The sequence below is a fragment of the Rothia sp. 11273D007AR genome (assembly GCF_053547255.1).
Window position 1 is genome coordinate 58,711 of record NZ_JBPPWJ010000007.1, and the last position, 24,495, is coordinate 83,205.

At 58.3% G+C, this 24,495-nt stretch carries 21 protein-coding genes; 8 read left to right on the plus strand and 13 right to left on the minus strand.

The genetic code is table 11. The annotated features are described in order from the left end of the window. Positions 1–37 precede the first annotated feature (37 nt). The 4 genes from ACED88_RS05235 (at position 38) to purM (ending at position 4,568) form a co-directional block, all read left to right on the plus strand. Entirely contained in the window at positions 38–1,144 is a 1,107-nt protein-coding gene (locus tag ACED88_RS05235) for a hypothetical protein (RefSeq protein WP_449108961.1), read from the plus strand. A gap of 26 nt (positions 1,145–1,170) precedes the next feature. Then, the gene (locus ACED88_RS05240) at positions 1,171–1,542 is read left to right on the plus strand and encodes a hypothetical protein (protein WP_449108962.1); all 372 of its coding nucleotides are present in this window, start codon (positions 1,171–1,173) and stop codon (positions 1,540–1,542) included. Between the two features lie 155 nt (positions 1,543–1,697). Continuing rightward, positions 1,698–3,425 carry an amidophosphoribosyltransferase gene (gene purF, locus ACED88_RS05245; RefSeq protein ID WP_449108963.1) on the plus strand — a complete coding sequence of 576 codons (1,728 nt, stop codon included), beginning with the start codon at positions 1,698–1,700 and terminating at the stop codon, positions 3,423–3,425. Further along, entirely contained in the window at positions 3,426–4,568 is a 1,143-nt protein-coding gene (gene purM / locus ACED88_RS05250; RefSeq protein WP_449108964.1) for a phosphoribosylformylglycinamidine cyclo-ligase, read from the plus strand. It begins immediately after the preceding gene. Between the two features lie 79 nt (positions 4,569–4,647). Here purM and ACED88_RS05255 read toward each other — a convergent pair whose 3' ends face one another. The 7 genes from ACED88_RS05255 to clpB all read right to left on the minus strand — a co-directional run bounded on the left by ACED88_RS05255 (position 4,648) and on the right by clpB (position 13,410). Continuing rightward, positions 4,648–5,865 carry a GtrA family protein gene (locus tag ACED88_RS05255; RefSeq protein WP_449108965.1) on the minus strand — a complete coding sequence of 406 codons (1,218 nt, stop codon included), beginning with the start codon at positions 5,863–5,865 and terminating at the stop codon, positions 4,648–4,650. Positions 5,866–5,870: 5 nt separating this feature from the next. Beyond that, the gene (locus tag ACED88_RS05260) at positions 5,871–6,902 is read right to left on the minus strand and encodes a phosphodiester glycosidase family protein (RefSeq protein ID WP_449108966.1); all 1,032 of its coding nucleotides are present in this window, start codon (positions 6,900–6,902) and stop codon (positions 5,871–5,873) included. Between the two features lie 202 nt (positions 6,903–7,104). Beyond that, positions 7,105–8,001 (minus strand): hypothetical protein, encoded by an 897-nt coding sequence (locus ACED88_RS05265; RefSeq protein WP_449108967.1) that lies wholly within the window; start codon positions 7,999–8,001, stop codon positions 7,105–7,107. Positions 8,002–8,403: 402 nt separating this feature from the next. After that, positions 8,404–8,610, minus strand: a complete 207-nt coding sequence (locus tag ACED88_RS05270; protein WP_237206020.1) for a DUF3073 domain-containing protein — start codon at positions 8,608–8,610, stop codon at positions 8,404–8,406. Positions 8,611–8,927: 317 nt separating this feature from the next. Beyond that, a complete protein-coding gene (locus tag ACED88_RS05275; protein ID WP_449108968.1) occupies positions 8,928–9,251 on the minus strand; it encodes a carbohydrate-binding domain-containing protein in 324 nt (107 codons plus the stop codon). 472 nt (positions 9,252–9,723) lie between these two features. Continuing rightward, positions 9,724–10,656, minus strand: a complete 933-nt coding sequence (locus ACED88_RS05280) for a Sir2 family NAD-dependent protein deacetylase (protein ID WP_449109022.1) — start codon at positions 10,654–10,656, stop codon at positions 9,724–9,726. 165 nt (positions 10,657–10,821) lie between these two features. Continuing rightward, entirely contained in the window at positions 10,822–13,410 is a 2,589-nt protein-coding gene (gene clpB, locus ACED88_RS05285; protein ID WP_449108969.1) for an ATP-dependent chaperone ClpB, read from the minus strand. 240 nt (positions 13,411–13,650) lie between these two features. Between clpB and ACED88_RS05290 the strand changes: the two genes are divergently transcribed. Next, positions 13,651–14,367 carry a glutamine amidotransferase gene (locus ACED88_RS05290; RefSeq protein WP_449108970.1) on the plus strand — a complete coding sequence of 239 codons (717 nt, stop codon included), beginning with the start codon at positions 13,651–13,653 and terminating at the stop codon, positions 14,365–14,367. Between the two features lie 23 nt (positions 14,368–14,390). On the opposite strand, the gene ACED88_RS05295 is transcribed toward ACED88_RS05290, so the two are convergent. Continuing rightward, on the minus strand, positions 14,391–14,984 hold the full coding sequence (locus tag ACED88_RS05295) for a hypothetical protein (protein WP_449108971.1): 594 nt from the start codon (positions 14,982–14,984) through the stop codon (positions 14,391–14,393). Between the two features lie 51 nt (positions 14,985–15,035). Here ACED88_RS05295 and ACED88_RS05300 point away from each other — a divergent pair, with 51 nt between their 5' ends. Then, positions 15,036–15,686, plus strand: a complete 651-nt coding sequence (locus tag ACED88_RS05300) for an HAD family hydrolase (RefSeq protein ID WP_449108972.1) — start codon at positions 15,036–15,038, stop codon at positions 15,684–15,686. An 86-nt stretch (positions 15,687–15,772) separates the two neighbouring features. Here the strand turns inward: ACED88_RS05300 and ACED88_RS05305 are convergent, their stop codons facing one another. Together ACED88_RS05305 and ACED88_RS05310 are read right to left on the minus strand one after the other, a co-directional pair. Beyond that, entirely contained in the window at positions 15,773–16,276 is a 504-nt protein-coding gene (locus ACED88_RS05305) for a Dps family protein (RefSeq protein WP_185174115.1), read from the minus strand. A gap of 314 nt (positions 16,277–16,590) precedes the next feature. Continuing rightward, positions 16,591–17,448, minus strand: coding sequence for a hypothetical protein (locus ACED88_RS05310; RefSeq protein ID WP_449108973.1), 858 nt, complete (start codon positions 17,446–17,448; stop codon positions 16,591–16,593). 587 nt (positions 17,449–18,035) lie between these two features. Between ACED88_RS05310 and ACED88_RS05315 the strand changes: the two genes are divergently transcribed. Both ACED88_RS05315 and ACED88_RS05320 read left to right on the plus strand, forming a co-directional pair. Beyond that, on the plus strand, positions 18,036–19,160 hold the full coding sequence (locus tag ACED88_RS05315; protein ID WP_237185116.1) for a VIT1/CCC1 transporter family protein: 1,125 nt from the start codon (positions 18,036–18,038) through the stop codon (positions 19,158–19,160). Positions 19,161–20,552: 1,392 nt separating this feature from the next. Next, entirely contained in the window at positions 20,553–21,344 is a 792-nt protein-coding gene (locus ACED88_RS05320; protein ID WP_449108974.1) for a hypothetical protein, read from the plus strand. 189 nt (positions 21,345–21,533) lie between these two features. Here ACED88_RS05320 and sucD read toward each other — a convergent pair whose 3' ends face one another. From sucD to ACED88_RS05335, 3 genes are all read right to left on the minus strand, one after another. Further along, complete coding sequence (gene sucD, locus ACED88_RS05325; protein ID WP_237207608.1) at positions 21,534–22,451, minus strand: succinate--CoA ligase subunit alpha; 918 nt, start codon at positions 22,449–22,451, stop codon at positions 21,534–21,536. A 33-nt stretch (positions 22,452–22,484) separates the two neighbouring features. Continuing rightward, positions 22,485–23,651: an ADP-forming succinate--CoA ligase subunit beta gene (gene sucC, locus ACED88_RS05330; protein ID WP_449108975.1), complete on the minus strand. Its 1,167-nt coding sequence runs from the start codon at positions 23,649–23,651 to the stop codon at positions 22,485–22,487. 210 nt (positions 23,652–23,861) lie between these two features. Then, positions 23,862–24,473, minus strand: coding sequence for a sarcosine oxidase subunit gamma family protein (locus tag ACED88_RS05335; RefSeq protein WP_449108976.1), 612 nt, complete (start codon positions 24,471–24,473; stop codon positions 23,862–23,864). Between the last annotated feature and the right edge of the window lie 22 nt (positions 24,474–24,495).

The window sequence follows — 24,495 nt, forward strand, 5'->3', positions numbered from 1 at the left end:
CGCACCGGGGCGTTCATACTCATGGTAGCATGACCACATGCCTAACAAAAATGAGATGGACATTACAAAAATATTGGAACTCCTTTCTGAGCCCCGTCTCTCACCTTACAGGGCACAAACAGCTTCAGCTCCAGAAGCGCTGGAACTTTACACCTGGATACATCGCATGGCGAGTACCTGCTTTGAGCTGATTGCTTACCTTGAAGTAGGGGTGCGTAATTCCATAGATAAGGCCCTCAGGGAATACCACGAACAGAGCCCCTCGAGCGTCCCGTGGATTTTTTCACAGCCACTCATCAATCATCACATTGCTGAAATGATAGCAACAGGGCGGAACCGGCTCCCTGAAGTACATCAAAATAACCGGGATCAGATTTCAGCATCTCTTTCTTTTGGCTTCTGGTCCGGGCTACTGGGAAGCAAATACGATGAGTTATGGAAAAAGTGCCTGCATAAAGCATTTCCGTATGCGTACCAGGGGAAGCGCAAGTCCGTCGCTGTCGAGTTGGAAGCTGTAAGGAAATTTAGAAATAGGATTGCCCACCACGATTCTCTGCTTAATACGGACATTCTCTTTGAAGTTACAAGAATCTTTAAGTTGGCTGGGTACATTGACCCACAGTTCGAGAACTGGATGCGATCTGTATCGAGAGTGCATGCTATCTACGCAGAAAAGCCCGTAAGCTCAGAAGACACCGTTGTAGTAGCGGGGAAAGATGCCTTGCCTCTTTACTGCGACCACCATATTTACGTGTGTCAGGCAGGAAGATCCTTCAAAGACGTCAACTATATGGCCTTTTACTCTGAAAAAGAGATTAAGCCTGAAATAGCCCGGATTAAATTTAAACGTGATGATGTGCTGTGGACCGAAGAACACGCGGAGGAGCTCATGGCAAGCAACAACCGAAATGAACGCAAACTTGGCAACGCTATCATGGCTGCTCGAGCTGCTGGCTGGGATGGTGGCCGTTATCAGGTATTTATCCTTTCATCGCCCAACGAAAAACCTCCCCATGGTGAGCACCGAACCCTTAGCCATCCCATCAAACACGAGCGTCACGGTCGAGGAAGCGCCTATACACAAAGTCAAAGGTATACGTCTCTCCATGCTTTAGAGTTAGCACAGACCACAGACGATTTATAAACCTAGCCTTGGTAAGGTTAGTAGTTATGAGCATCCTGTCGAGATTCCGTCGCCCCACCGAACCTGCTGCTCCTCTCACCGAGGCTGAGAAGCAGGCAGCCCCCGGCAAGCATTTTGCGCCGGCGTCCGCGCCTGAGCGCGCCAACCTGACGGTGCGCCGCGCCCCCTCCCTACCGGCCTTTGCTATCACCGGCCTGCTCATCGGCCTCATTGTCGCTTTCGTTGTGACTGCCCTCGGCCCGGAAAACCCCAACTATACTTTCGGCGCGATCTACGGCGTGATGGCCGTTATCTTCGGGGCCCTCTGCACCGCCGCCGCCATCGTAGTAGCCCTGCTCATCGATAGGCGCTCAGCCAAGCGCACCACCACCTACCGAGCTGTCAGCCAGCAAGACTAAGCCAAGCCCACCCGTGAGCAGAAACGTTCACACGGTGGGCTTTACTTATCAGTAGCGTATCGGGCAGGTACACTTGATATGTTCGCTCGCTCACGTGCGCTACCCCACGCTACACGGCGAGATAACCACCCCACAACAAGAGACGGAAAACCACCTTGGCTCGTCCTGACGGAAAACTATCCTTCGACCTTGGCCCCGTTGACCACGGCCCTAAAGACGAATGCGGCGTCTTCGGTGTATGGGCCCCCGGCGAAGATATCGCTAAGCTCACCTACTATGGCCTCTACGCTCTACAGCACCGTGGCCAGGAGTCAGCCGGTATCGCCACCAGCGACGGCAAACACCTGAACGTCTACAAAGATATTGGCCTGGTATCCCAGGTGTTTGACGAGGCCACCCTCAACTCAATGACCGGCCATATGGCGGTGGGTCACTGCCGCTACTCCACCACCGGTGGCAACATTTGGCAGAACGCGCAGCCGACCCTGGGCGACACCCCCCACGGCACGCTAGCTCTGGCCCACAACGGCAACCTGGTTAACTCGGCTGACCTTTACGACCGTCTGCTGGCTAAGAACGGCGGTAAGCGCCCCGAACGCGGTGAGCTCGCCCAGGGCAACACCACCGACACCGCCCTGGTCACTGCCCTGCTCAAGGACCACGACTTTGACAGCCTCGAAGAGGCCGCCCTCGACCTACTCCCCACTCTCTCAGGTGCTTTCTGCCTGGTCTTCATGGACGAGCACACCCTCTACGCTGCGCGCGACCCCCAGGGCGTGCGTCCGCTGGTCTTGGGCCGTCTTGACCGCGGCTGGGTTATTGCCTCAGAAACCGCTGCCCTCGACATCGTCGGTGCCTCCTTCGTGCGCGAGGTAGAGCCCGGTGAGTTCATTACTATCGACGAGGACGGCCTACGCTCCCAGCGCTTCGCCGAAGCCAAACCCGCCGGTTGCGTCTTTGAGTACGTGTACCTGGCTCGCCCCGATACCACGATTTCGGGCCGCAGTGTCTACGAGTCCCGTGTTGAGATGGGTCGTCAGCTGGCCCGTGAGCACCAGGTAGAAGCTGACCTGGTTATGCCCACCCCCGAGTCCGGCACCCCGGCGGCAATTGGTTACGCCGAGGAGTCGGGTATTCCTTTCGGCAACGGCCTGGTGAAGAACGCCTATGTGGGCCGCACCTTCATTCAGCCTTCACAGACCATCCGCCAGCTGGGTATTAGGCTCAAGCTCAACCCCCTGCGCTCCGTGGTCGAGGGTAAGCGTCTGGTCGTGATTGATGATTCTATCGTTCGCGGCAACACCCAGCGCGCCCTGGTGCGCATGCTGCGAGAGGCCGGCGCAAAAGAGGTCCATGTGCGGATTTCGTCCCCGCCGGTCAAGTGGCCCTGCTTCTACGGTATCGACTTTGCCTCGCGCTCCGAGCTGATTGCTAACGGCCTGACCATTGAAGAGATTGGTAAGTCGCTGGGCGCAGATTCCCTGGGCTTCATCTCAGAAGAGGGCATGATTGCCGCTACCGAGCAGCCCCGCGAGCGCCTGTGCACCGCCTGCTTTACCGGTAAGTACCCCATCGAGCTGCCCAGCGAAGACCGCCGTGGCAAGTCCATCTTTGATGATTCCAAGGGAGGCCCGCTGGCCGGTACCGCGGCTGAGGTGACGGTGGAGCGTCCTGTTGCCCATAAGCCTTCTAAGGCCAAGGCGGTGTCTATCGAAACCCGCCCCGGCACCGAGGCGCTGGAGCACAAGTTTGATGGTGCCCCGGCGGCGTCATCGGGCACTGGCTCTTGTGAGCCTGGCCCCGATTCAGACCTTGAAGATTTAGTCCTTCCCCAAGATACGATTCCTGCCGATTCTACCGGCACTGACCGAGAGGCCCGCTAAATGAGCGAGAACCAGAACGCAGTTACCTACGCTTCGGCTGGTGTAGATGTTGAAGCGGGCGACCGCGCTGTTGAGCTGATGAAGGACGCCGTCAAGGCAACTCACGGGGCCGGTGTGGTTGGCGGCGTGGGTGGCTTTGCTGGCCTCTTTGACCTGTCTGTGCTCAAGGATTACCGTAAGCCCTACCTGGCGACTTCCACCGATGGTGTGGGCACCAAGGTGGCAGTTGCCCAGAAGCTCGATATCCACCACACCATTGGCCATGACCTGGTGGGTATGGTCGTTGATGACATCGTGGTAACCGGTGCCCGCCCCCTCTTTATGACCGACTACATTGCCACCGGCAAGGTGGTGCCCGAACGCATTGCCGATATTGTGCGCGGTGTGGCTGAGGGCTGCTCCCTGGCTGGTACCGCCCTGGTGGGCGGCGAAACCGCTGAGCACCCCGGTCTGCTGGCTGAGGACGAGTACGACGTGGCAGGTGCCGCTACCGGCATCGTCGAGGCCGACGAGCTGCTGGGGCCCGACCGCGTGCGCGAGGGTGACGTGCTGATTGCTATGGCCTCCAGCGGTATTCACTCCAACGGCTATTCCCTGGTGCGTAAGGTGCTTTCGGTTGCTGGCTGGGAGTACGAGCGTGAGGTGGCTGAGCTGGGCCGCACCCTGGGCGAGGAGTTGCTGGAGCCCACCCGCATTTACACTGCTGACTGCCTGGATTTGATTGAGGCTTTCCCTGTCAACGGTGAGGACGGGCAGACCGGTTCGGGTGTGCGCGGCTTCTCGCATGTGACCGGTGGCGGTCTGGCCGCTAACCTGGCCCGTGTGCTGCCGGTAGGTACCGTGGGCGTGGTGGAGCGTTCGACCTGGGAGATTCCGGCGATTTTCAAGCTGATTGGTGAGCTGGGTTCTGTGCCCCAGGCTGACCTGGAACGCACCCTCAACCTGGGTGTGGGCATGATTGCTGTGGTTGACCCGTCGGTTGCTGATGCGGCCGTTGAGCGTCTGAATAAGCGCGGTCTGCCTTCCTGGGTACTGGGTACCGTGCAGAAGGACACCGGCGAGCACAAGGCCAACCCCGATTATGTGCAGGGCGCTAAGGGCGTGGACGGCGGCGCTGCGGTGCTGCTGGGGACCTACAAGTAGGCCCTACAGGAACATATACAAGGGTGGTGGGCCCGGTCTTTTGACCGGGCCCACCACCGTTTTCCGCAACTCTTAGGGGTTAGGCAACCTTGAGCAGGGCTTGCTGCTCACGTGCCTGCTCGCCCGGCGCAGGCGCGGGGAGGGCGGCGTCCGCGCTCTTTGTCGGTGTGCCCTGCCCCTGATCGGCAAATACCCAGCGGCGCTGCGCTGCGAAACTGACCGGTATGAGTACCAGCTCGACCAGCACCTTAGCGGCCAGCAGCGGCAGCCCTACCCAGGTGAGGGCCTCCAGCAGAGCGGTGTTAGTCACCAGAATCGCCACAGCCAGTACTGCATACCGCCCCAGAGAATGGTGGGTCTGCGGGCGGGGCCCGCCATCGTGCATGACGATACGGTTTAGGGCGAAGTTGCACAGGGCCGAGGTCACGCGGGCTCCCACAACCGCCAGGAGCAGAGGCGCACCCAGGGCAACCAGCACCATCAGGGCCACCGTGTCAATGATGAAGCCCGAGAAGCTTGCCGCCAGGAAGGCCAGCAGCGGCGCGTAGATCCGCAGGGAGTCCCGGACCGGGTTGAAGTGGCTGGTAGGGTTACCCGGCTCGTAAACCTTAGTAATCGGCACCTGGGCCAGCTGAACCCCAAAGCGCGAGGCCCGCAGCAGCATATTGAACTCGTACTCGTAGCGGTCACCGGGCAGGTCGAGTGCCCAGGGCAGAATCTGCGGGGTAAGCCCGCGCAGGCCGGTCTGGGTATCAGCCAGTTTCTGCCCGGTCGACAGGCCAAACAGGGCAGCGGTCAGTGCGTTGCCCACCCGGGAGCGCAGCGGCACCCGGGTCTCGGGAGCGGTGGGGTCGGCAATGGTTCGCACGCCCATCACCAGGGTTTTTTGCCCGGCGGACGCCTGCGCCGCCGCTTCCCTACCCACGGCCAGGATATCGGCGGGCAGGTGCTGGCCGTCAGCGTCCGCGGTCACGATAACCTCACCGGGTGCCTCAGCCTGAGCCCAGGTGATTCCCGCCCGCAGCGCTGCACCCTTACCGCCGTTAGCGGACAGGTGCAGCACAGTCACCGATACCAGCCCAGACCGGGCAAAACGACGCTCGACCGAGGGGGCGGGGGCTAGCCGGGCACCCAGCTGTTCGACCTGCTCAAAGATAGGAGCGAAGTCGGGGCCGGAGCCGTCGTTGACCACCAGCACGCGGGCAGTGGTGCCCTCGGCGTTGGCGCGGGCGTCTATGTCTTCAATCAGACGCACCAGGGAGGTATCGGGCTTGTAGGCGGGAATCAGAATCAGCATGGCGTTTAGGCTCCTGCGATGTAGAGAATGTCGCTGGTTTCGCGTTCTTCGCCCTTACCGAGCGGGTTGTTGACCAGTGAGTCGTTGAAAATCATGACCGATGAGCCGCCACCGTCGATGTTGTAGGCGGTGGTGCAGCCGGCGTCAATCATCATCTGGGCCAGTTCGGTCATGGTGGCGCCGCGAGAGTAGCCCTCTGAGCGGCCGTCGACCACCATGAAAAGCAGGTGGTTGGTGCCAATGACGCCCACCGCGGTGCGGGGCTGCTCGCCCTGGATGGAGTGGTTACCGAAGTTGGTGTCGACTTCGACGTCCTCGATGCCGTCGAGGATCGCGCCGTTCTCCACCAGTGCCGGGCCGAAGGAGAGGGTGTTGAGCACGCCCTCATCAACGAGTGCCTGGGCGGTGGTGGCGGTTTCGTCGTAGATTTTGACGCTGCCATCGGCGTAGAAGGCTAGGCCGGTGCGGGCAGGAGAGTCGCGGTAGACCACGCCGTTACGAACCACAATGCCGGTTTCGCGGAAGCCGTAGTAGTCGCCATTGATAGCCCAGATAGCGTTGTGAGCCGCTGCCATTTCGCTGGGGTTCTGCACGATGTTCAGGCCGAACTGGTTGTTAGCGAAGGCCGAGCGCAGGATGCTCGCTGACCCCAGCTTGACCTCCGCGGTGTAGGCGGTGATCTGGTCGCTGGTGCCCTCGTTGAGCACGATGGTATTCAGGGCGATAGAGCCGTTATCTGCGGTGACGCCGGTGTCGGTCACCTGCATGTTGGTTAATTCGGTGTCGGACGCCGCGGCGCTCGTGGTGCTGTTAGAAGCAGCCTGAGCCTCGTAGGCGGCTACGTCTGCGATTTCGGTGTGGTCACGCAGGTAGCGGTTGTAGGCCCAGCCTGTGCCAAGACCTGCGGTGCCCAAGAGGCCCAGGCCGCCAATCAGGGCGGTACGTCGAGTGGTTTTGGATTTGACCCAGCTGGTCTTCTGCTCTGCCTGGGTCTGCTGGGTGTTCTGGTTGGTGTTCTGGTCTGCGCTGTTGTTCATACCTTCAACTATGGGCAGCTAACCCATGACGAAGGCTTGTCTAACCTATGCCCCAGCTGTGACTGCAACCGAGCGTACCTAGCCGAGCACGGACGTCCGCGCCTACACCGCTAACCCTTCTCTAACTGTGGCACTGACCGCCAAATGTGGCAACGCCACCGCCACATTTGGCGGTAGCCACAACATGTTGCGCCCCCGCCCATCAGCGGACGCCCTTATCCACCAGATTCTTTCGCACAAGCTCAGGGTTATTCATCAAGTCGCTCCACCTAACACGCACAAAACGATAGCCTCGCAGCTCAAGGTCACGCTGACGAATAACCTCCTTCTGAAGCACATGATCCGGCTGCCCATAAGCTCCCGAGTACTTCACGTCTCCATCGACCTCCAGGATGACTTTGGCATCCTCCCACAAAAAATCAGGACGATAGTACCGCTGCCCCACCCAAATAACTTTCTGTTCCTCAGGCCGAGACAGACCCCACGACATCACCAGATACCGTGCAACCGTCTCTGCAGGCGACTCAGATTTTTCGCTCATATACTCAGCTATCTTTTGACGCTGTTTCGAATACCTACCGCTGCTTTTGAGCACGGCACTCCGCAGCTCGGCAGCTGGCACCAAACGGTGGTGCAGAAAATAATCCGCAACGCACAAAGCGCTCAAAAAAGGAAGACTCTGGCAGCAGTCAAGTATCGTCTGAAGAGGCGTAGTCACAGCTAGCCCCTGATTCAGTACTGCCTGGTCACAGATTTCTTTGCGCGATCTACTCACATGTACACCCGGTTTTGACCGCACAGCAGAAGAAGCGCTGCTCACCCATATCTTTGCGGGTGCTTCTAATAAAGGCGCTCCCCACCAAAGAGCTGCAGATGAATGACTCAGCACATACTGAGGGTGCGTCTTCATAAACGCCACATGCTGGGCCATAAACCGGTGACGGCCGTCCCAACTTTGCCATGTCTGCACCGGCGTGTAGGCATTGGTTGCGATCTTATACAGTAGACCCCGTCGACACCGCCGAGAAATTTCGGACGAGCTGATACCTTCGTCTTTCAGCTCCGATGAGGTTTTGATCTGATCGTATATCCTGCTCATACCCACTACCTTGACCACCAGACCTCGCGTTTTCTAGAGGGGGCGGTAAATCTGTGGATAACTTCAGCTATTTTTTGCTCTTATCAGCCTGTATGTCGTAGCGGCCTCACTATGTGTTAAGAATCCTCCACAGGGCTTGACAGCTTTGCAAGTATCGGCGCTGCTCCAGGAGCCGCGAAGACGGACGACTCTGCGCGACGCGCCTAGCCGAGCACGGACGTCCGCGCCTACACCGCTAACCCTTCTCTAACTGTGGCACTGACCGCCAAATGCGGCGATGCCACTGCCACATTTGGCGGTAGCCACAACATGTTGCGCCCGCGCCCATACAAAAGCCCGCCACCGGCGGGCGGTGGCGGGCTAGAAAAAGAGACGGGAAGAACCCGCGTGGTGCTACGCGGGTTACTTCTCCTGATAATCGTCGGCGTACTTATCTGCGTATTCTGCGTAGTCGTCCTCGTCATCGTACTGATAACCAGACGTCTTAGGCTGAGAGCTGGTGCTCTTGCTCAGTTCGCGTTCGAGTGCAGTGTAGTCGGTGTCGGGGCTGAAGTACTTCATCTCCCGAGCCTGCCGAGTTGCTTTAGCCTTCTGACGGCCGCGCCCCATGGCGAGACCCCCTCTTTATCGCTCGTATCTGGCCACCCGCGTGCGCGCAGGGGCGTGCCAGAAAAACTTTCAGTCTTTTCTGTATCTAAGGGTACATGTTTTTGCGCGTCTTTGCTTGCCTGTTCGCCACATGAGATGTAAGAAACTGCTAAAAACCACAAAAATATAGAGAACGGTCGTTTTATTTCACATAGAGCCTCTCCCGGCAAAGAGAAGCTCCGCATCACCAGACCAGAAAGAGGTGACGCGGAGCGGTAAGGCAGCCGGCGAAGGTCTAGGCTGCGAGTGTCGTTATCGCCGGCTGAGTTTATGGGGCTTTAGGGGCGGCCACCGGGTGCCATACCACCCATGCCACCTGCGGCAGCACCGGAGGTTGCTGTAGCGGTATCGGCCTCTGAGCCGTTGACACTGATGGTGAGGCCGTCGCCGCTGGCGATGCCGTCGCCGTAGTTACCGGTGACATACAGGGTACCTTCACCGGCCAGGGTTAGGTCGGTGCGGGCGTAGAGGCCGTCGACGATGCACTTGCGGTCAACGCGGGTCTGCATGGCTGCTTTGGCGTTCAGCTCGTCCAGGCTGATGCCGGGCCAGTGGGCCGGGGCCAGGGTGGCGGTGTTCTGGGTGAAGGCTGTAGCAGTCATGGCGGTCTTTCTGTCGTGCTCTGTTCGGGCTGTTGTTAACAGTCTGGTGGGCGAAGCTATGTTTAAGCTGTGGTGAACTTAGCTTGAACTTATGCATGCCAAACTTTTTCATTTCCCCTTGTCAAAAGGTAAAAATAAGGACGCCCACCCCGGCTTCCTTGCCTCTGGCAAGTAAAGCGGGTGCGGGCGTCCTGCTCGCTCACTGACCCCTAGCGCACGCTGGTAAGGGAGCCGGTGGCGAGTGACGTACATGCCGCACAGAACCAGGATGGCGACGAGGTCGAGGGCAGCTGCTGTGATGATGGTGTTCACGGGGTTCTCCGAGGGGTGTATCTGGTCTTGTTTTGCTTGATAACCAGTGTTCTCTCAAAGTCTGTGTTTAGCCTGTGTTGTACTTAGCCTTCACTTATGAGCACCTACAGACATCCCCTTTAGTGCCTTTGACCTGGTGAAACTCACAGAAGAAAAAGTTTTAGATGCCTTCGTGCGGGACTGTAACGGCGTAGAGGGCGTCGGTGACGTCAGCGCGCCAGAGGTAGGTGGCACGAGCGTCCGCCCGGCCCGGGCCCTGGTTGATGACGGCGATAGGCTTGCCCGCGCGAGCGAAGTCGAGGGCAATTTTGTAGGAGCTCATCACGGCCAGAGATGAGCCGAGCACCAGCAGGGAGCGCGCCCGCTCCCCCAGTTCTTTCACGGCCTGCTTGCGGGCCGACGGCACGGGTTCGCCGAAGTAGACCACTGCGGGTTTGAGCTTGGTTGAGCCGCAGGCCAGGCAGCCGACCATCTGAAAATCTTGAATGAAGCGGGCATCGATGTCGGCGTCCCCATCGGGGTTGACCTGCAGGGTGGTGCTGGCGAGCCGTTCGAGGTAGCCGGGGTTGGCGGCCTCAATGCGGGAGTCAAGAGAGGTGCGCCCCTCGTCCGCCCCGCAGTCTAGGCACTCGATGCAGGAAAGATCCCCGTGCAGGGTAACGACTGTACGGGAGCCGGCTGCGGTGTGCAGGCCGTCCACGTTTTGGGTAATCAGCCCGGCAAGGCACCCCTGGGCTTCGAGGTCTGCGAGCAGGTAGTGAGCGGTGTTGGGGCGGGCCCGGTTCATCTGCCGCCAGCCCACGAAGGAGCGGGCCCAGTAGCGCTGCCGCGCCACCTCGTCGAAACGGAATTCCTGGTAGGTCATGGGCCGGTGGTTGCGCAGGGACCCGGCGGGGCCGCGGTAGTCAGGGATCCCTGAGCCTGTGGAAATTCCTGCCCCGGTGAGCACCAGAACCTGCCCGTCACGCAGGAGTTGCCGGATGCCGTCCGCCGCTACCTGCGGGTCGGTGGGCTGGGCCGTTTCGGCCACCACCCGGTCGATGGAGCGCAGGGCCGCAGCGTGGGTGGCGGCGATATCGGCGTGCGCGGTGATGGACGCGGACGCCCCGGCAAAGCGGGTATCGAGCGTGTTGGGCGCGGGCTGGGGCTGGGTCTGGTTCACTCTTCCAGTTTAAAAGACAAAGACCCTATTGCTTCTCTCTTGACCCCGAGATAATCCGCAGGGTCAAGAGAGAAACAATAGGGTCATTCCCGGCTTTTACTCAGCAGTAACGACCAGTCCGTCCACGGCGACGTCGGGGTTGACGTCCACGCGCACGGTGTCGCCGTCCTTGATGGCACCGGCCAGGATTCCCTTGGCCAGGCGGTCGCCGATTTCGCGCTGCACGAGGCGGCGGAGCGGACGGGCCCCGTAGGCCGGGTCGTAGCCGGCAAGTCCCAGCCACTCGGTGGCGGCGTCGGTGACGTCCAGGGTCAGGCGGCGGTCTTCCAGTCGGCGGGCCATGGATGCGATTTGCAGACCCACGATGGAGGCCAGGTCATCGGCTGAGAGGGGCTCGAACATGATGACCTCGTCCAGGCGGTTGAGGAACTCCGGCTTGAAGCTGGCGTTCACGGTGTTCATGACCGCACTCTTACGGGCTTCATCATCGAGATTCTGGTCAATCAAGAACTGGGAGCCCAGGTTGGAGGTCAGGATCAGGATGACGTTGCGAAAGTCCACGGTGCGCCCCTGGCCGTCGGTCAGGCGGCCGTCGTCGAGTACCTGGAGCAGGATGTCGAAGACCTCGGGGTGGGCCTTTTCAACCTCGTCGAGGAGCACGACCGAGTAGGGGCGGCGGCGCACAGCTTCGGTGAGCTGACCACCCTCTTCGTAGCCGACGTAGCCGGGAGGGGCACCGACCAGGCGGGCAACGGCGTGCTTTTCGGCGTATTCGCTCATGTCGATACGCACCAGGGCACGTTCGTCGTCGAACTGGAACTCAGCCAGGGCCTTGGCAAGCTCGGTTTTACCGACGCCGGTGGGACCCAGGAAGAGGAAGGAGCCGATAGGACGGTCGGGGTCGGCGATGCCTGCACGGGAGCGGCGGACGGCGTCGGCAACGGCGGTGACTGCCTGGCGCTGGCCGATGAGGCGCTTACCCAGTTCGTCTTCCATGTGCAGGAGCTTCTCAGACTCGCCCTGGAGCATGCGCCCGGCGGGAATGCCGGTCCAGGAGGAGATTACCTCAGCGATATCGTCGGCGGTCACTTCTTCAGAGACCATGGACTCTTCGGACGCGGTGTTCTCGGCCTGCTGGGCTGCGGCAAGTTCGGCTTCGAGGGCGGGGATTTCACCGTAGAGCACGCGGGAGGCTTCAGCTAGGTTGCCTTCGCGCTGGGCGACTTCTGCCTTGGAACGCAGCTCGTCGATCTGGGTTTTGAGGTCACCGACGCGGTTGAGACCGGCCTTTTCAGCTTCCCAACGGGCGTTGAGGGCGTCCAGCTCTTCCTTCTTGTCGGCCATATCTGCCCGCAGGGCTTCAAGGCGCTCGACGGAGGCGGGGTCGGTCTCGTCGGCCAGGGCCAGTTCTTCCATGGTCAGGCGGTCAACGGCGCGACGCAGGGCGTCAATCTCTTCGGGGGCCGAGTCGATCTCCATGCGCAGGCGGGAGGCGGCCTCATCGATCAGGTCAATGGCCTTGTCGGGCAGCTGACGCGAGGGGATGTAGCGGTTCGACAGGTTGGCGGCAGCCACCAGGGCGGAGTCAGCGATGGCGACCTTGTGGTGGGCCTCGTAGCGTTCTTTCAGACCGCGCAGAATACCGATGGTGTCATCGACGCTGGGCTCACCCACATAAACCTGCTGGAAGCGGCGCTCCAAGGCGGCATCCTTTTCGATGTTTTCGCGGTATTCATCGAGGGTGGTTGCACCAATCAGGCGCAGCTCGCCGCGCGCCAGCATGGGCTTGAGCATGTTGCCGGCGTCCATGGAGCCCTCGGAGGCACCTGCCCCAACGACGGTGTGGATCTCATCGATGAAGGTGACGATTTGCCCCTCGGACTTCTTGATGTCTTCCAGCACGGCCTTGAGGCGCTCTTCGAACTCACCGCGGTACTTGGCGCCGGCGACCATTGCACCCAGGTCGAGGGAAATCAGGGTCTTGCCGCGCAGGGATTCGGGCACGTCACCCGAGACCATGCGCTGGGCCAGGCCCTCAACGACGGCGGTTTTACCGACGCCGGGTTCGCCGATGAGCACGGGGTTGTTCTTGGTGCGGCGGGAGAGCACCTGGATCACGCGGCGAATTTCGCTGTCGCGCCCAATAACGGGGTCAAGCTTGCCTTCGCGGGCAACGGCGGTCAGGTCGGTGCCGTACTGTTCTAGGGCGCCGAAGGTGCCTTCGGGGTCGGGGGTTGTCACGGTGCGGTCTCCTCTCACGGTTGGGATGGTGTCTTCAATGGTCTTTTCGGTGGCCCCGGCCTGCTGTAGGGCGCGGGCGGTGGCGTCGTTCCCCGCTGCGAGCGCCAGCAGCAGGATTTCGGTGGAGATGTAGGTATCCCCGAACTGGGATGCCTTGGCTTGGGCAGTTTGGATGGCGGTCAGGACGGCGCGGCTCGGCTGGGCCTGGGCGGCTGAGGCGCCCTGCACCTTAGGGAGTTTAGAAATCTCGGTGGAGGCTGCCAGGGATATGGCGTCAACGTCGAGCCCTGCGGTTTTAAGGACGGCTACTGCAACTCCCTCGCGCTGATCCATGAGGGCCTTGAGCAGGTGGGAGGTGTCAAGGGTGGGGTTGCCCGCGGTTTGGGCGTTCATATTGGCTGCCGAGAGCGCTTCTTGGCTCTTGGTCGTAAATTGTGCGTTCATTGTTCTCCTTTACCTTTTGCGTAGGTAGTTCGTTCATACTTGAGTGTACTCCACTCAGCTTTAACTTGAGTCTACTACACTCAACTATCTTGCGCTAGGTACCCGAGAAAATATTTTTTCAGCCCCAAAACCGCACCCACGCCAGAGAGCGTCTCGTACGGCGGGCACAGACGTCCGCCTTCTTTCTCAACCCGCCGCCCGGCCCTTACACTGGTAGCAGTCACTCACCCAAGGAGAACCATGCCCCGCACCGCCTACGCCGTCCGCCACGTTGCCTTTGAAGATCTGGGTATTTTTGAAGATTTATTGACCGAACGCGGTTTTACCGTCAAATACCGTGACGCAGGCATTGACGCCCTCAACACCCCCGAGGTGCGCGAGGCGGATTTGCTGGTTATTCTGGGCGCTCCCATCAGCGTGAATGACACCCAGGACTACCCCTTCCTCTTTGAAGAAGTAGAACTCATCAAGGCGCGCATCGCCGCGCAGAAACCCGTCCTGGGCATCTGTCTGGGAGCCCAGCAGATTGCTCTAGCCGCAGGAGCTCAGGTCAACCCCACCGGCGCCATTGAGTTGGGCTACTCCCCGGTAGAACTTACCGAAGCCGGGAAAGAATCAGTACTTGCACCGCTCGGCAACACCCCCGTCCTCCACTGGCACGGCGACGCTTTCACCCTGCCCGAAGGCTCCCTCAGCCTAGCCCGCACCCAGATGTGCGAAAACCAGGCATTTACCCTAGAGGACGCCGCAGGTCGTCCCTACGCGCTAGCCCTCCAGTTCCATCTTGAGGTGAACCCCCGCCATATTGAGCAGTGGCTCATCGCCTACGCCGACTACATTAGGGCCTCAGAACAGGACGTCGCGGTAATCCGCCGCGAAGCCTCTCTCTACGCTGAAAAACTGACTACGGCTGCCACCGAGGTACTCACCGGCTGGCTCACTAGAGTAGAACTGTAAACCACCACTGCACGGTTACAGGACTAGTCGAGAAAGTCGTACATGGACTCTTCTCGCTCGAGTCGCTCGCGGGTAGCCTCATCTAGTCCGCGGGTGAGAGCTCGCGCCCGCCGGTAGTCGCTGATGGCCAGCAACAGGGTGGCAATAGCGAATGAGAAGGTTAGAATTCCGCTGGTATTACCAAAGGCAGCAGAAAGACCGATAACATCGGGGCCCAGCAGGGCTGCCGCTGCCGAAATATTCTGCCCCTCTAGCCGGTCGGGAGCAACCATGCCGAAGAACCCGGCTAATACCCATGTGGAAGCGGCAACAAGGGCGGTGACAGGCGGTAACCCCGCCCGCACCCCTGCAGCCTGTAACACCATTTCTTTAAAGGAAAACAGGGCAGCCACCAGCAAAATAATCAGCAGGGCAGGCCCAAACGATATCGCGTAGATAGGCACAAGCTCTCCCCCAGCGCCGAAGAGGGCGCGCCCGGCGGTAATCCAGGCAGCCGACGCACAAGCCATGGGTACCAGCAGATAGGCCAGCACCTGACGCACAGGGCCCGGCTGTCGTTGCAGGCGGGGGTGAGTGGGCAGCTGACTCTGGGTAAGATGGGGGCTCTCTTGGTTCACCCACCTATCCTAACCGGGAAGAGCCCCCTGCGGACGGGTAGGGTGGTGTATATGAGCAGACTTGAAGCTATTTTCTTTGACCACGACGGAACCCTCGTAGACACCGAGCCCCTCTGGGCAGAGGCCAAAACCGCACTGACCGCCGAGTTCGGAGCTACCTGGACCGAACAAGATACCCTTATGGCTCTGGGTAAACCTGCCGCAGTCACCTTTGCCCGCATGCAGGAGCTGGGTGCAGATGCATCTGCTGACGAGCTGTACGACCGGCTTAAGGCTAAGATGTCAGTGCTCTTGAAGGACGCCCGCGTGGAGCTCTTGCCCGGCGTTGAGGCGCTCCTGGAGCAGGTGGCTGAGGCGGGCGTCCCCGCAGGAATTGTCACCAACGCAACCACCGAGGTTGCCGCCAACACCGCCAAGCTGGCACCTGAAGGGCTTTTCAAAACCCTGGTCACCGATGAGCAGGTCACTCACGCCAAGCCCGACCCCGAGCCCTACCTGCTCGCGGCTCAGAATCTAGGGGTAGACCCTGCCAACTGTGTTGCCGTAGAGGACTCTGCTTCTGGCACCCAGAGCGCCATGGCTGCAGGCATGAAGGTCGTGGTGGTTCCCGGCATGACCGAGGTGCCCGAGCACCTGGGCCACGCCCGCTACGCCCACACAGAACTCACCCTCGATAAGATTCGGGCACTAATCGAGGGCTAAGAGCTACATTGCCACACAGAAAAGGCGGGTCTATCGCGTGATAGACCCGCCTTTAGTGCGTGGTTCGAGTTTTGAAGCTCTGAAGCTTACTTGAGGTTACCCTGACCGTCTTCGAGGTGGCCGCGCAGGAACCACTGGAAGAGCTCCAGTTCAGCGGTCTGGCCAATCAGCAGATCCTCGGTGATGGGGTCGATGTCGCCCACCTTTGCAATAGCTGCACGGTGGTCTTCAACTACAACGTTGTAGACCTCGTTCAGGGCACGGATGTGAGTCAGAGCGTCTGCACGGTCAACATCGTATTCAGCCCAGGTGCGCTTTTCAACCAGGTCACCGGAGAGGCCGTTGGGGGCTACGCCCATGGTGGCCATGCGCTCTGCAATGGCATCAACGAAGCCACGTACCAGGTCGACCTGGGGGTCGAGCATTTCGTGAACAGCGATGAAGTTGGGGCCAACGACATTCCAGTGGGCGTGCTTAAGCACCAGGTGCAGGTCGTTCAGGGCGTGCAGGCGAAGCTGCAGAACGTCGGCTACGTGGTGACCTGACTCTTCGGTGAGGCCAGGAACGGTAAATGATGCGTACTTGCTCATGAGTGAGACTTCCTTTCGAAAGTGATGACCGGTATTTTTCAAAGCTCCGGCTGGCTTGCTGTACTTCTAGCCTACGCACTCTCAACAGCGTTTTCAAGCATTATTATGATTAATTCATAATAAGCAAAACCTTGTTTGACCTGCTGGAACACCTTATTTCTGTCTTAGTTAAGCCTTACCTGACCACACTCTGGCTAGATATTTCAGGCAGTCAAACCACATAAACCCATTTAACATAAAGGTTCACGCGCCACAGATGGTGGAGCGTGAACCTTGATGCAATCAATGAGACTGGTTATGCAACCCGCTGATGACTAGATTTTTTCAGCAGAGCGGCCAGTGCGGGCACCAAGCAGACCACCCAGGGCGGTGATGATCATAGCCAAAATGAGACCACAGAAAGTGTACAGGGAGTACTTAGCGGTGTTGTTCATAGCATCGTTTGCTACAACAACAGCCTGATCAAAGGTTTCTTGAGCATTGTTTGCCAGGTTATTCAGGGTTTCCTCAGCCTTCTGTACGCCCTCTTCATATGAGGTCACGATATTGTTAGCAGCCGATCGCGATTGAGTTGCGGTGAGGTTAGTGTTAGCTTCAATTTCACGAGCCAGAGCATCCTCGTCGATCTGCTCAGTGATTGATGCAATACGATCTTCAATGTTTGCACGAACATCCTCTGCAACAGCAGAAGAATCTTCACCGTCTACAATGATTCGCTGAGCAGCTACCTGCAGGTCAGCAACGGTTTCATCAACTTGGGCCTGGAGATAGTCGGGGTGCAGCTGCTCAATGGAGCTATTAGCAAGCGCCTGACGCACATCAGCAGAGACACCCTCGGCATCAACATCAATTCGGTCGGTATTGATATTCGAAACAGCCTGAGCCGCCGCCGATGACGCACTTGAAACAGCACCGCCAGCCGCACCAAGCATGTTACCCAGCGCCCCAAATGCAGAAGATACTGCGCTCACAGCTAGAACCACAATGGCAATAACACCCAGTGCCCACGTAAGGAACCCGTGAATCAAGCCCGCCTTGTTAGCGGTCAAACCAGCAATAAAGCCCGCCACACCAAGAGAAACAGCCAAAGAAAAAATAGTCCAGATTATCAGACCAGTTCCGACACCTTCCGTTGGGTTTTCAGCAGTCAGGTCGGTACCTCCAAGCCCCACCGCAGTTCCCACAAGAGAGAAGAGTGCAGAGAGAGCGATGAAGGTAACTAGACCAGCAAAGATGCTTCGCCATGAGATGTTACTACCTGCCTCAAGACGGGCATCTTGGGCAATAATCTGGCGGAGAGAGCCGCGTGCGATACCCCGAGGCGCGTTAGCACCTGACTCAACAACCCCTACATTTTCGGTCAGAATTTTTCCTTTAGATACATGATCAACTAATCAAGAATTTTAGGTATGAGACACAATATCACTCTAGAAGATAGTGATCACTCTAGAAGATAGTGCATACCCTCTATTTATAGCACGTACACTTTCATTCATGAGCTACCGACAACCCCAATAATCAAGGTTTAGGTGACGCAGCATCACTACCGCCATGCTCAAAATCGCGAAAATTTTTACTAGTCAAGTAGCGATTTCAACAGCATACCGATAAGTAAACTTTGCGTCACCACCATGAAAACTGGGATTCATTTCATAAGTAGGCTTGACTGCTAGGAGATATCTCTGAGGCACGAACAGTCAGAACCAGAATGCTAAAATATAGGGTTAGACCCGCATCGACCAAGCGAAACTCTTTCACCATGCCTACGACCAGTTCTCAACCTTCACCTTCACGCACCTTCCCCAGTTGCGCCCAGATTCGCCGCTGGCGCCGCTACCTGGCTGAAGAAATCTCAGAAGCTCGCATCTATGCCGCCCTGGCAGAGCGTGCCGAAGGAAAGGAAGCAGAGATTCTCCGGGAGGTTGCTCAGGCTGAGGAGCGCCACCAAAATCACTGGCGGGAACTGTTAGGCGAGCACGCTTACCCCGAACCCAAGCCGTCTATCTCCGCCAGATTCCTGCAACTTCTTGCTAAGAACTTTGGGTCAGTTTTTGTGCTCGCCCTAGCCCAGCGTGCCGAGGGCCGCTCACCTTACGCGGAGGACCCCGACGCCACTGAAGCCATGGCCGCCGATGAAGCAATTCACGAAGAGATCATTCGAGCACTGTCTACCTCTGGCCGTGAAAAACTCTCGGGCAACTTCCGCGCCGCCGTCTTTGGCGCAAATGATGGTCTAGTATCGAATGCTGCTCTCATCATGGGCGTGGGGGCTTCTGGCGTCAGCAGCTCTATGGTGCTTCTTTCAGGCGTCGCAGGCCTACTGGCTGGCGCCCTCTCCATGGCCGCCGGCGAGTTCGTTTCTGTGCGCTCCCAGCGTGAACTCCTGGACGCTTCTCGCCCAACCCAGGTCACCCTCAACGTTGCCCACCAGCTCGATATTAACCAGAATGAACTAGAACTGATTTACAAGGCTCGAGGCATGAGCGAGGAAGCTGCCCGCCACCGTGCCATGGAGCGCTTCGGCTATTTCACCTGCGACTGCGATCCCTCACTCTCCTTCCGCAATGATATTGAGGGCGAAGAGGTTGAGGACGCCCACGGCGCACTCGGCAGCGATGTGGGGGCTGCGGCCTCCAGTTTCTGCTTCTTTGCATCCGGCGCATTGATCCCGATTCTTCCCTATATTTTTGGCATGTCGGGCGGTGCAGCCATGCTGGTTGCCATGCTGCTAGTGGGCTTTGCGCTGATGGTCACCGGTGGTGTGGTGGGTCTTCTTTCGGGAGCCTCCCCCTTCAAACGCGGCCTGCGCCAGCTAGCGATCGGTTACGGGGCGGCCCTAGCTACTTATCTACTAGGGTTGGCATTCAATACAGTGGTTCTCTAGATAGACACACAACCATCTGCCCAGAAACACCTGTCAGGACATGGCAAGTTATTAAACCCTGCATGTCAGAAATACCTAGACTTGCAGGGTTTTACCGCGCATATTTCACAGAAGGTTTACCATGTCACATCATCAAAAAGTTCTCTAACCCAACCGCAGAACCTTGGTGAAGGGGGCAGCCTGGGCAGCGCCTGCCGTTATCTCCAGCGCCACTATCCCCGCTTATACGGCCTCACACGGTGCATTACAACTACCCGATTTAGCGGTGGGGCCGAATATACGACTGGGGGTACGCGGCAAGAAGGTGTCACAAGCACAACCCAGACCTTGACTCTGGGTGGCCAATTCTTCATCACGGATTTACCAGCCAATATCACCGTCACCAGTATTAAATACGAGGTCTGGACCTCTAACTGCATAGACCAGAAATCTTCTGGACCCGGTATTTTCTGGATTGGTAACACCTCCGCCCAGTACTCTTCTTGCGCAGTTAGAAACACATCAACGAGCCAAATCCCCTGGACCACCGACGTCACGAAAACCCATTTGGTACCTAGGACTAAACGAATGACCGTTGATGCCACCCCAGGGTTACCAACCCTTACGCACCCTTTGTACTTATAGTGCAAAGCACTCAAAACTTGGTGAACCATACTTACCCTTCGGGCGCAACTGAACAATCTTGGAACCTCATTATGACCTGGGACCCCAGCACGGGCGCTAATACTGATGGTCACTATTCAACTTCTTCTACATCCTCTGATTGCCGCAATTTCACCACAGGACCATCAGGGCGCTTCCCCATTGTGTACAGCGGTGTAGTTCCCCCAGCCAGCTCCAATAACGTGAATAGCACTTACAAAGGTGAAACCCTGATTACGATTACCCTCTCAAACGGCCAGACACTCACCCACCGTTCTATATCGGGATCATAGGCCTACCTTGAACCCATATACAAAGGGCGCCCACCGCTATTTGGTGGGGCGCCCTTATTACACAGAGTCCAGCGATAACCTCTAGACGCCCCCCCACACACAAGAGGGGACGAAGGCGTTGTAATAAGCACTTACTGATATCCGGCACCCCAACACATGCTCCAGAGATGGTCACCCCCGCACACAGCCACACCCCAAAAAAGCATTTTCTAGCACCTGACGCCTTAATTACATGGATTCCCCCAGTTAAACTGTCTCGGGAATCAGCACATTTCTGCTAATATGTTTTCAACCTAGATTTTTGGGATATTTTATTTTAGTAGCCTTAGTGAACTCTTTGGCTTTTCCATATCTTCAAACCCTCTAACGGCTTTGTCTCCCAGTGTGCATGCTGGAGTCACTCGCCAAAATGGTCTCGCATTGATCACTTAACCTAGCCCTTTAGCAAAGGAAAACAATGAACAACGTTTCACGTCGCAACCTAGCCAAGGGTGCTGCCTGGGCAGCTCCCGTCGTCATCTCCACCGCAGCAGTCCCAGCCTACGCAGCAAGCTTGTCAGTTTGCTCCAGCACTTCACCCACCACCGGTATTACCTGGGCAAATTTCGTTCGAGACACCTCCGTCTCAGCACAGGGCAGCACCAGGCACTCAGGTTCAGTTCCTACTAACGACGGCAACGCGGTCCTCACCATTACCCATGTCTCATCGACTGGCCCGTCCCTTTCAAACTCTCAGAACCTCATCACCAAGAAAAACACAGCAGGCACCGTTACTTGGTCTAGCTATTCAGGCTTGTCAGATTATCTTTACTTCCAGAGCCTCCAGAGTCGCACCAATGGGTACACTGGCGGTAACCAGCGCTCCACTATCACCATGAGTTTCTCAGCTCCCGTGAAAGGTTTCTCTTTCACCATTGGAGACGTGGATCAGGCCACCAGCGGGTCCGGTGGCCCCTGGCAAGATGTCTTTACTGTAAGTTCTTCTCTTAATGGTGTCGCGACCTCTGCTCCTATCGCCTCAGGCGGAGCCACCATCTCAGCTAACGCCACCACCACAACTTTCACAGCTAATCGAAACTCACTGAATCCCACATCATCTGCTGGCAACGTGACTCTGAGCTTCCCCGAGCCCGTCGATACCATTACCCTTACCTGGGCTAACGGCAGCAATCGTACCGGCGCTCAGAACTTCGTTATCGGTGGCCCTACCACGCTGAACGTCTGCTCAACCGGCACTTCATCTAACTAGTCTGTCTGCCCGGCAGAATAGGGGCCCTGACCAGCAAGCTGGTCAGGGCCCCTTCCTGCATATCTCTTGGCCGGTTCACCATCAGAAATACGAAGTCCGGGTGTGTGGCATTACCTCGCAGATAAACAAGGACGCCGGTGGTCACGCACCTGCGTGACCACCGGCGTCCTACCGGCTAGGGGAACTAGCTTACTTGTTAGCGAAAATCTCGCGCATCAGCTGGGCAGCCTCTGACGGAGTCTTACCAACCTTGACGCCAGCGGCTTCCAGGGCTTCCTTCTTGGCCTGGGCAGTGCCAGATGAACCGGATACAATCGCACCGGCATGGCCCATGGTCTTACCCTCGGGGGCGGTAAAGCCGGCAACGTAGCCAACAACGGGCTTGGTGACGTTAGCCTTGATAAACTCAGCAGCGCGCTCTTCAGCGTCACCACCAATCTCACCAATCATCACGATAGCCTCGGTCTCGGGATCAGCCTCGAAAGCTTCGAGAGCATCAATATGGGTGGTGCCGATGATGGGGTCACCGCCGATACCGATAGCGGTGGTGAAACCGATGTCGCGCAACTCGAACATCATCTGGTAGGTCAGGGTACCCGACTTAGAGACCAGACCGATCTTGCCCTTACCGGTGATATTGGCAGGGGTAATACCGACCAGGGACTCACCAGGAGTGATGATGCCGGGGCAGTTGGGGCCGATGATGCGGGTAATCTGCTTGCCATCAGCATCAACCTTGCTCTTGGCGTAGGCCCAGAACTCAGCGGTATCGCCTACGGGCACGCCCTCGGTAATGACAACAACCAGGGGAACCTCAGCATCGATAGCCTCGATGACGGCGTCCTTGGTGAAGGCCGGGGGAACGAAGACGATAGAGACGTCTGCACCGGTCTCCTTGACGGCTTCAGCAACGGAGCCGTAGACGTTCAGCTCGACATCGTTGCCGGCTGCGTCCTTGTGGGAAACGGTGGTGCCAGCCTTGCGGGCGTTAACGCCGCCCACAATCTGGGTGCCTGCGGCGAGCATGCGGGCGGTGTGCTTGGTACCTTCACCGCCGGTGATGCCCTGAACGATGACCTTGGAGTCCTTGTTCAAAAAGATAGACATTGTAAAAACCTTCTAGTAATAATCAGCGGTGATTTATGCGGTGTGGGCCAGCTCGGCTGCCTTGTCTGCGCCGGAGTCCATAGTCTCTGCCTGGTGAACCAGCGGGTGGTTAGCCTCAGAGAGAATGCGGCGTCCCTCATCAAGGTTGTTACCATCCAGGCGAACGACCAGGGGCTTGGTCGCCTTATCACCCAGGATTTCCAGGGCCTTGACGATGCCGTTAGCCACAGCGTCGCAGGAGGTGATACCACCGAAGACGTTAACGAAAACAGACTTGACCTGCTCGTCGTTGAGGATGATATCCAGGCCAGCTGCCATCACCTCGGCAGAAGCACCGCCACCGATGTCGAGGAAGTTAGCGGGCTTGACATTGCCGTGGTTTTCACCGGCGTAGGCAACGACGTCCAGGGTAGACATGACCAGACCCGCGCCGTTACCGATGATGCCAACCTCACCGTCCAGCTTGACGTAGTTGAGGTCGTTTTCCTTAGCCTTAGCTTCGAGGGGGTTCTCGGCTGACTTATCAACCAGAGCCTCGTGCTCGGGCTGACGGAACTCAGCGTTATCGTCCAGGGAGACCTTGCCGTCCAGGGCCAGGATCTTACCGTCGCCGGTCTTGACCAGCGGGTTGACCTCAACCAGGGTGGCGTCTTCCTTCTTGTAGACCTCGCCCAGCTTGACCAGCACGGCAGCAACGTCCTCGCGCACGTCCTCAGCGAAGCCAGCGGCCTCAACAATTTCGGTAGCCTTCTCGGCGGTGATACCGTCCAAGGGGTTGACCTCAACCTTGGCCAGGGCCTCGGGGCGCTCGGCAGCCAGGGTCTCGATGTCCATCCCACCCTCAACGGAGCACATGGCCAGGTAGGAGCGGTTAGCGCGGTCAAGCAGCATGGAGAAGTAGTATTCTTCAGCGATGTCTGCGCCCTGGGCAATCATCACACGGTGAACGGTGTGGCCCTTGATGTCCATACCCAGAATCTGCTGGGCGTACTCGTAAGCCTCATCAGCGGTCTTAGCGACCTTCACGCCGCCAGCCTTACCGCGTCCGCCCACCTTAACCTGGGCCTTAACAACGGTGACGCCACCGATCTTCTCAGCTGCTGCCTTTGCTTCTTCAGGGGTGGTAGCTACGATGCCCTGGAGCACGGGAACGCCGTGCTTCTCAAAGAGATCGCGTGCCTGGTATTCAAACAGGTCCACAGGTGTGTCCTTCTTCGTCGAAGTCATGCCAGAAAGCGGTGCTCCCGGCGTTTACATGTACGAAGTTCGGTGCCCGCCCCATTGCGAGAGCTGGAGCACACAAAGCTTCTCCACAAAGAAACTTTAGCGCACTTGCCTACAGGGGTGCGAACTTATTTCCCTCTGAATGAAACAAACCTGTCAGTTACCGCCGACGCTCCCCCACCGAGCCTATTTGACCTTCTCGCAGGCGTCCAGAATATTGACCAGGAAGGGAGCGGTATCGGAGGCGCGGGGCACCATCAGGTACTCCAGCTCATCGATACGCCAGAGCATAATACGGGCCTCAGCCACGGTGCAGGACAGGGCCTTGCCCGGGTCGAAGAAGTCCGGCGGGAAGTCGAAGTGCACGACCTCGTCGATGACGTCCGCCGCGGCAACCCCGCTCAGGTTCAGCACGGTGCGATTGACCGATACATCGAGCACCAGCCCCTCATCGCGCCCCAGGGCCGCGGTGAGCGCGCGCCCCAGTTTCACGGCGTCCACCCTGGTCACCACCAGGTACACGCCCTCTTCAACATACAGGCAGGCCACGACCTGGCGGGTGCCGTACAGCAGATGCAGGGCGGTCGCATCGCCCGTCACCTGCCCGCGGGTGGTCGGCAGAGCTGCGCCCAGCACCTTTTCGATGCGGCGGGCAGCGGGAGTTGTGGGGTCAATTTCAATGCGAAAGAGAAAGAGGTCAGAAATCTCCTGAAGCTGCACGCGGGTATCGGTCACCTCATCCATTGCCTCCACAAATTCTTCGGCGATAGAGGGAAGGTTAGAGTTGTGATGATCCATGGTCGTCCTTGAGTGAATCGGG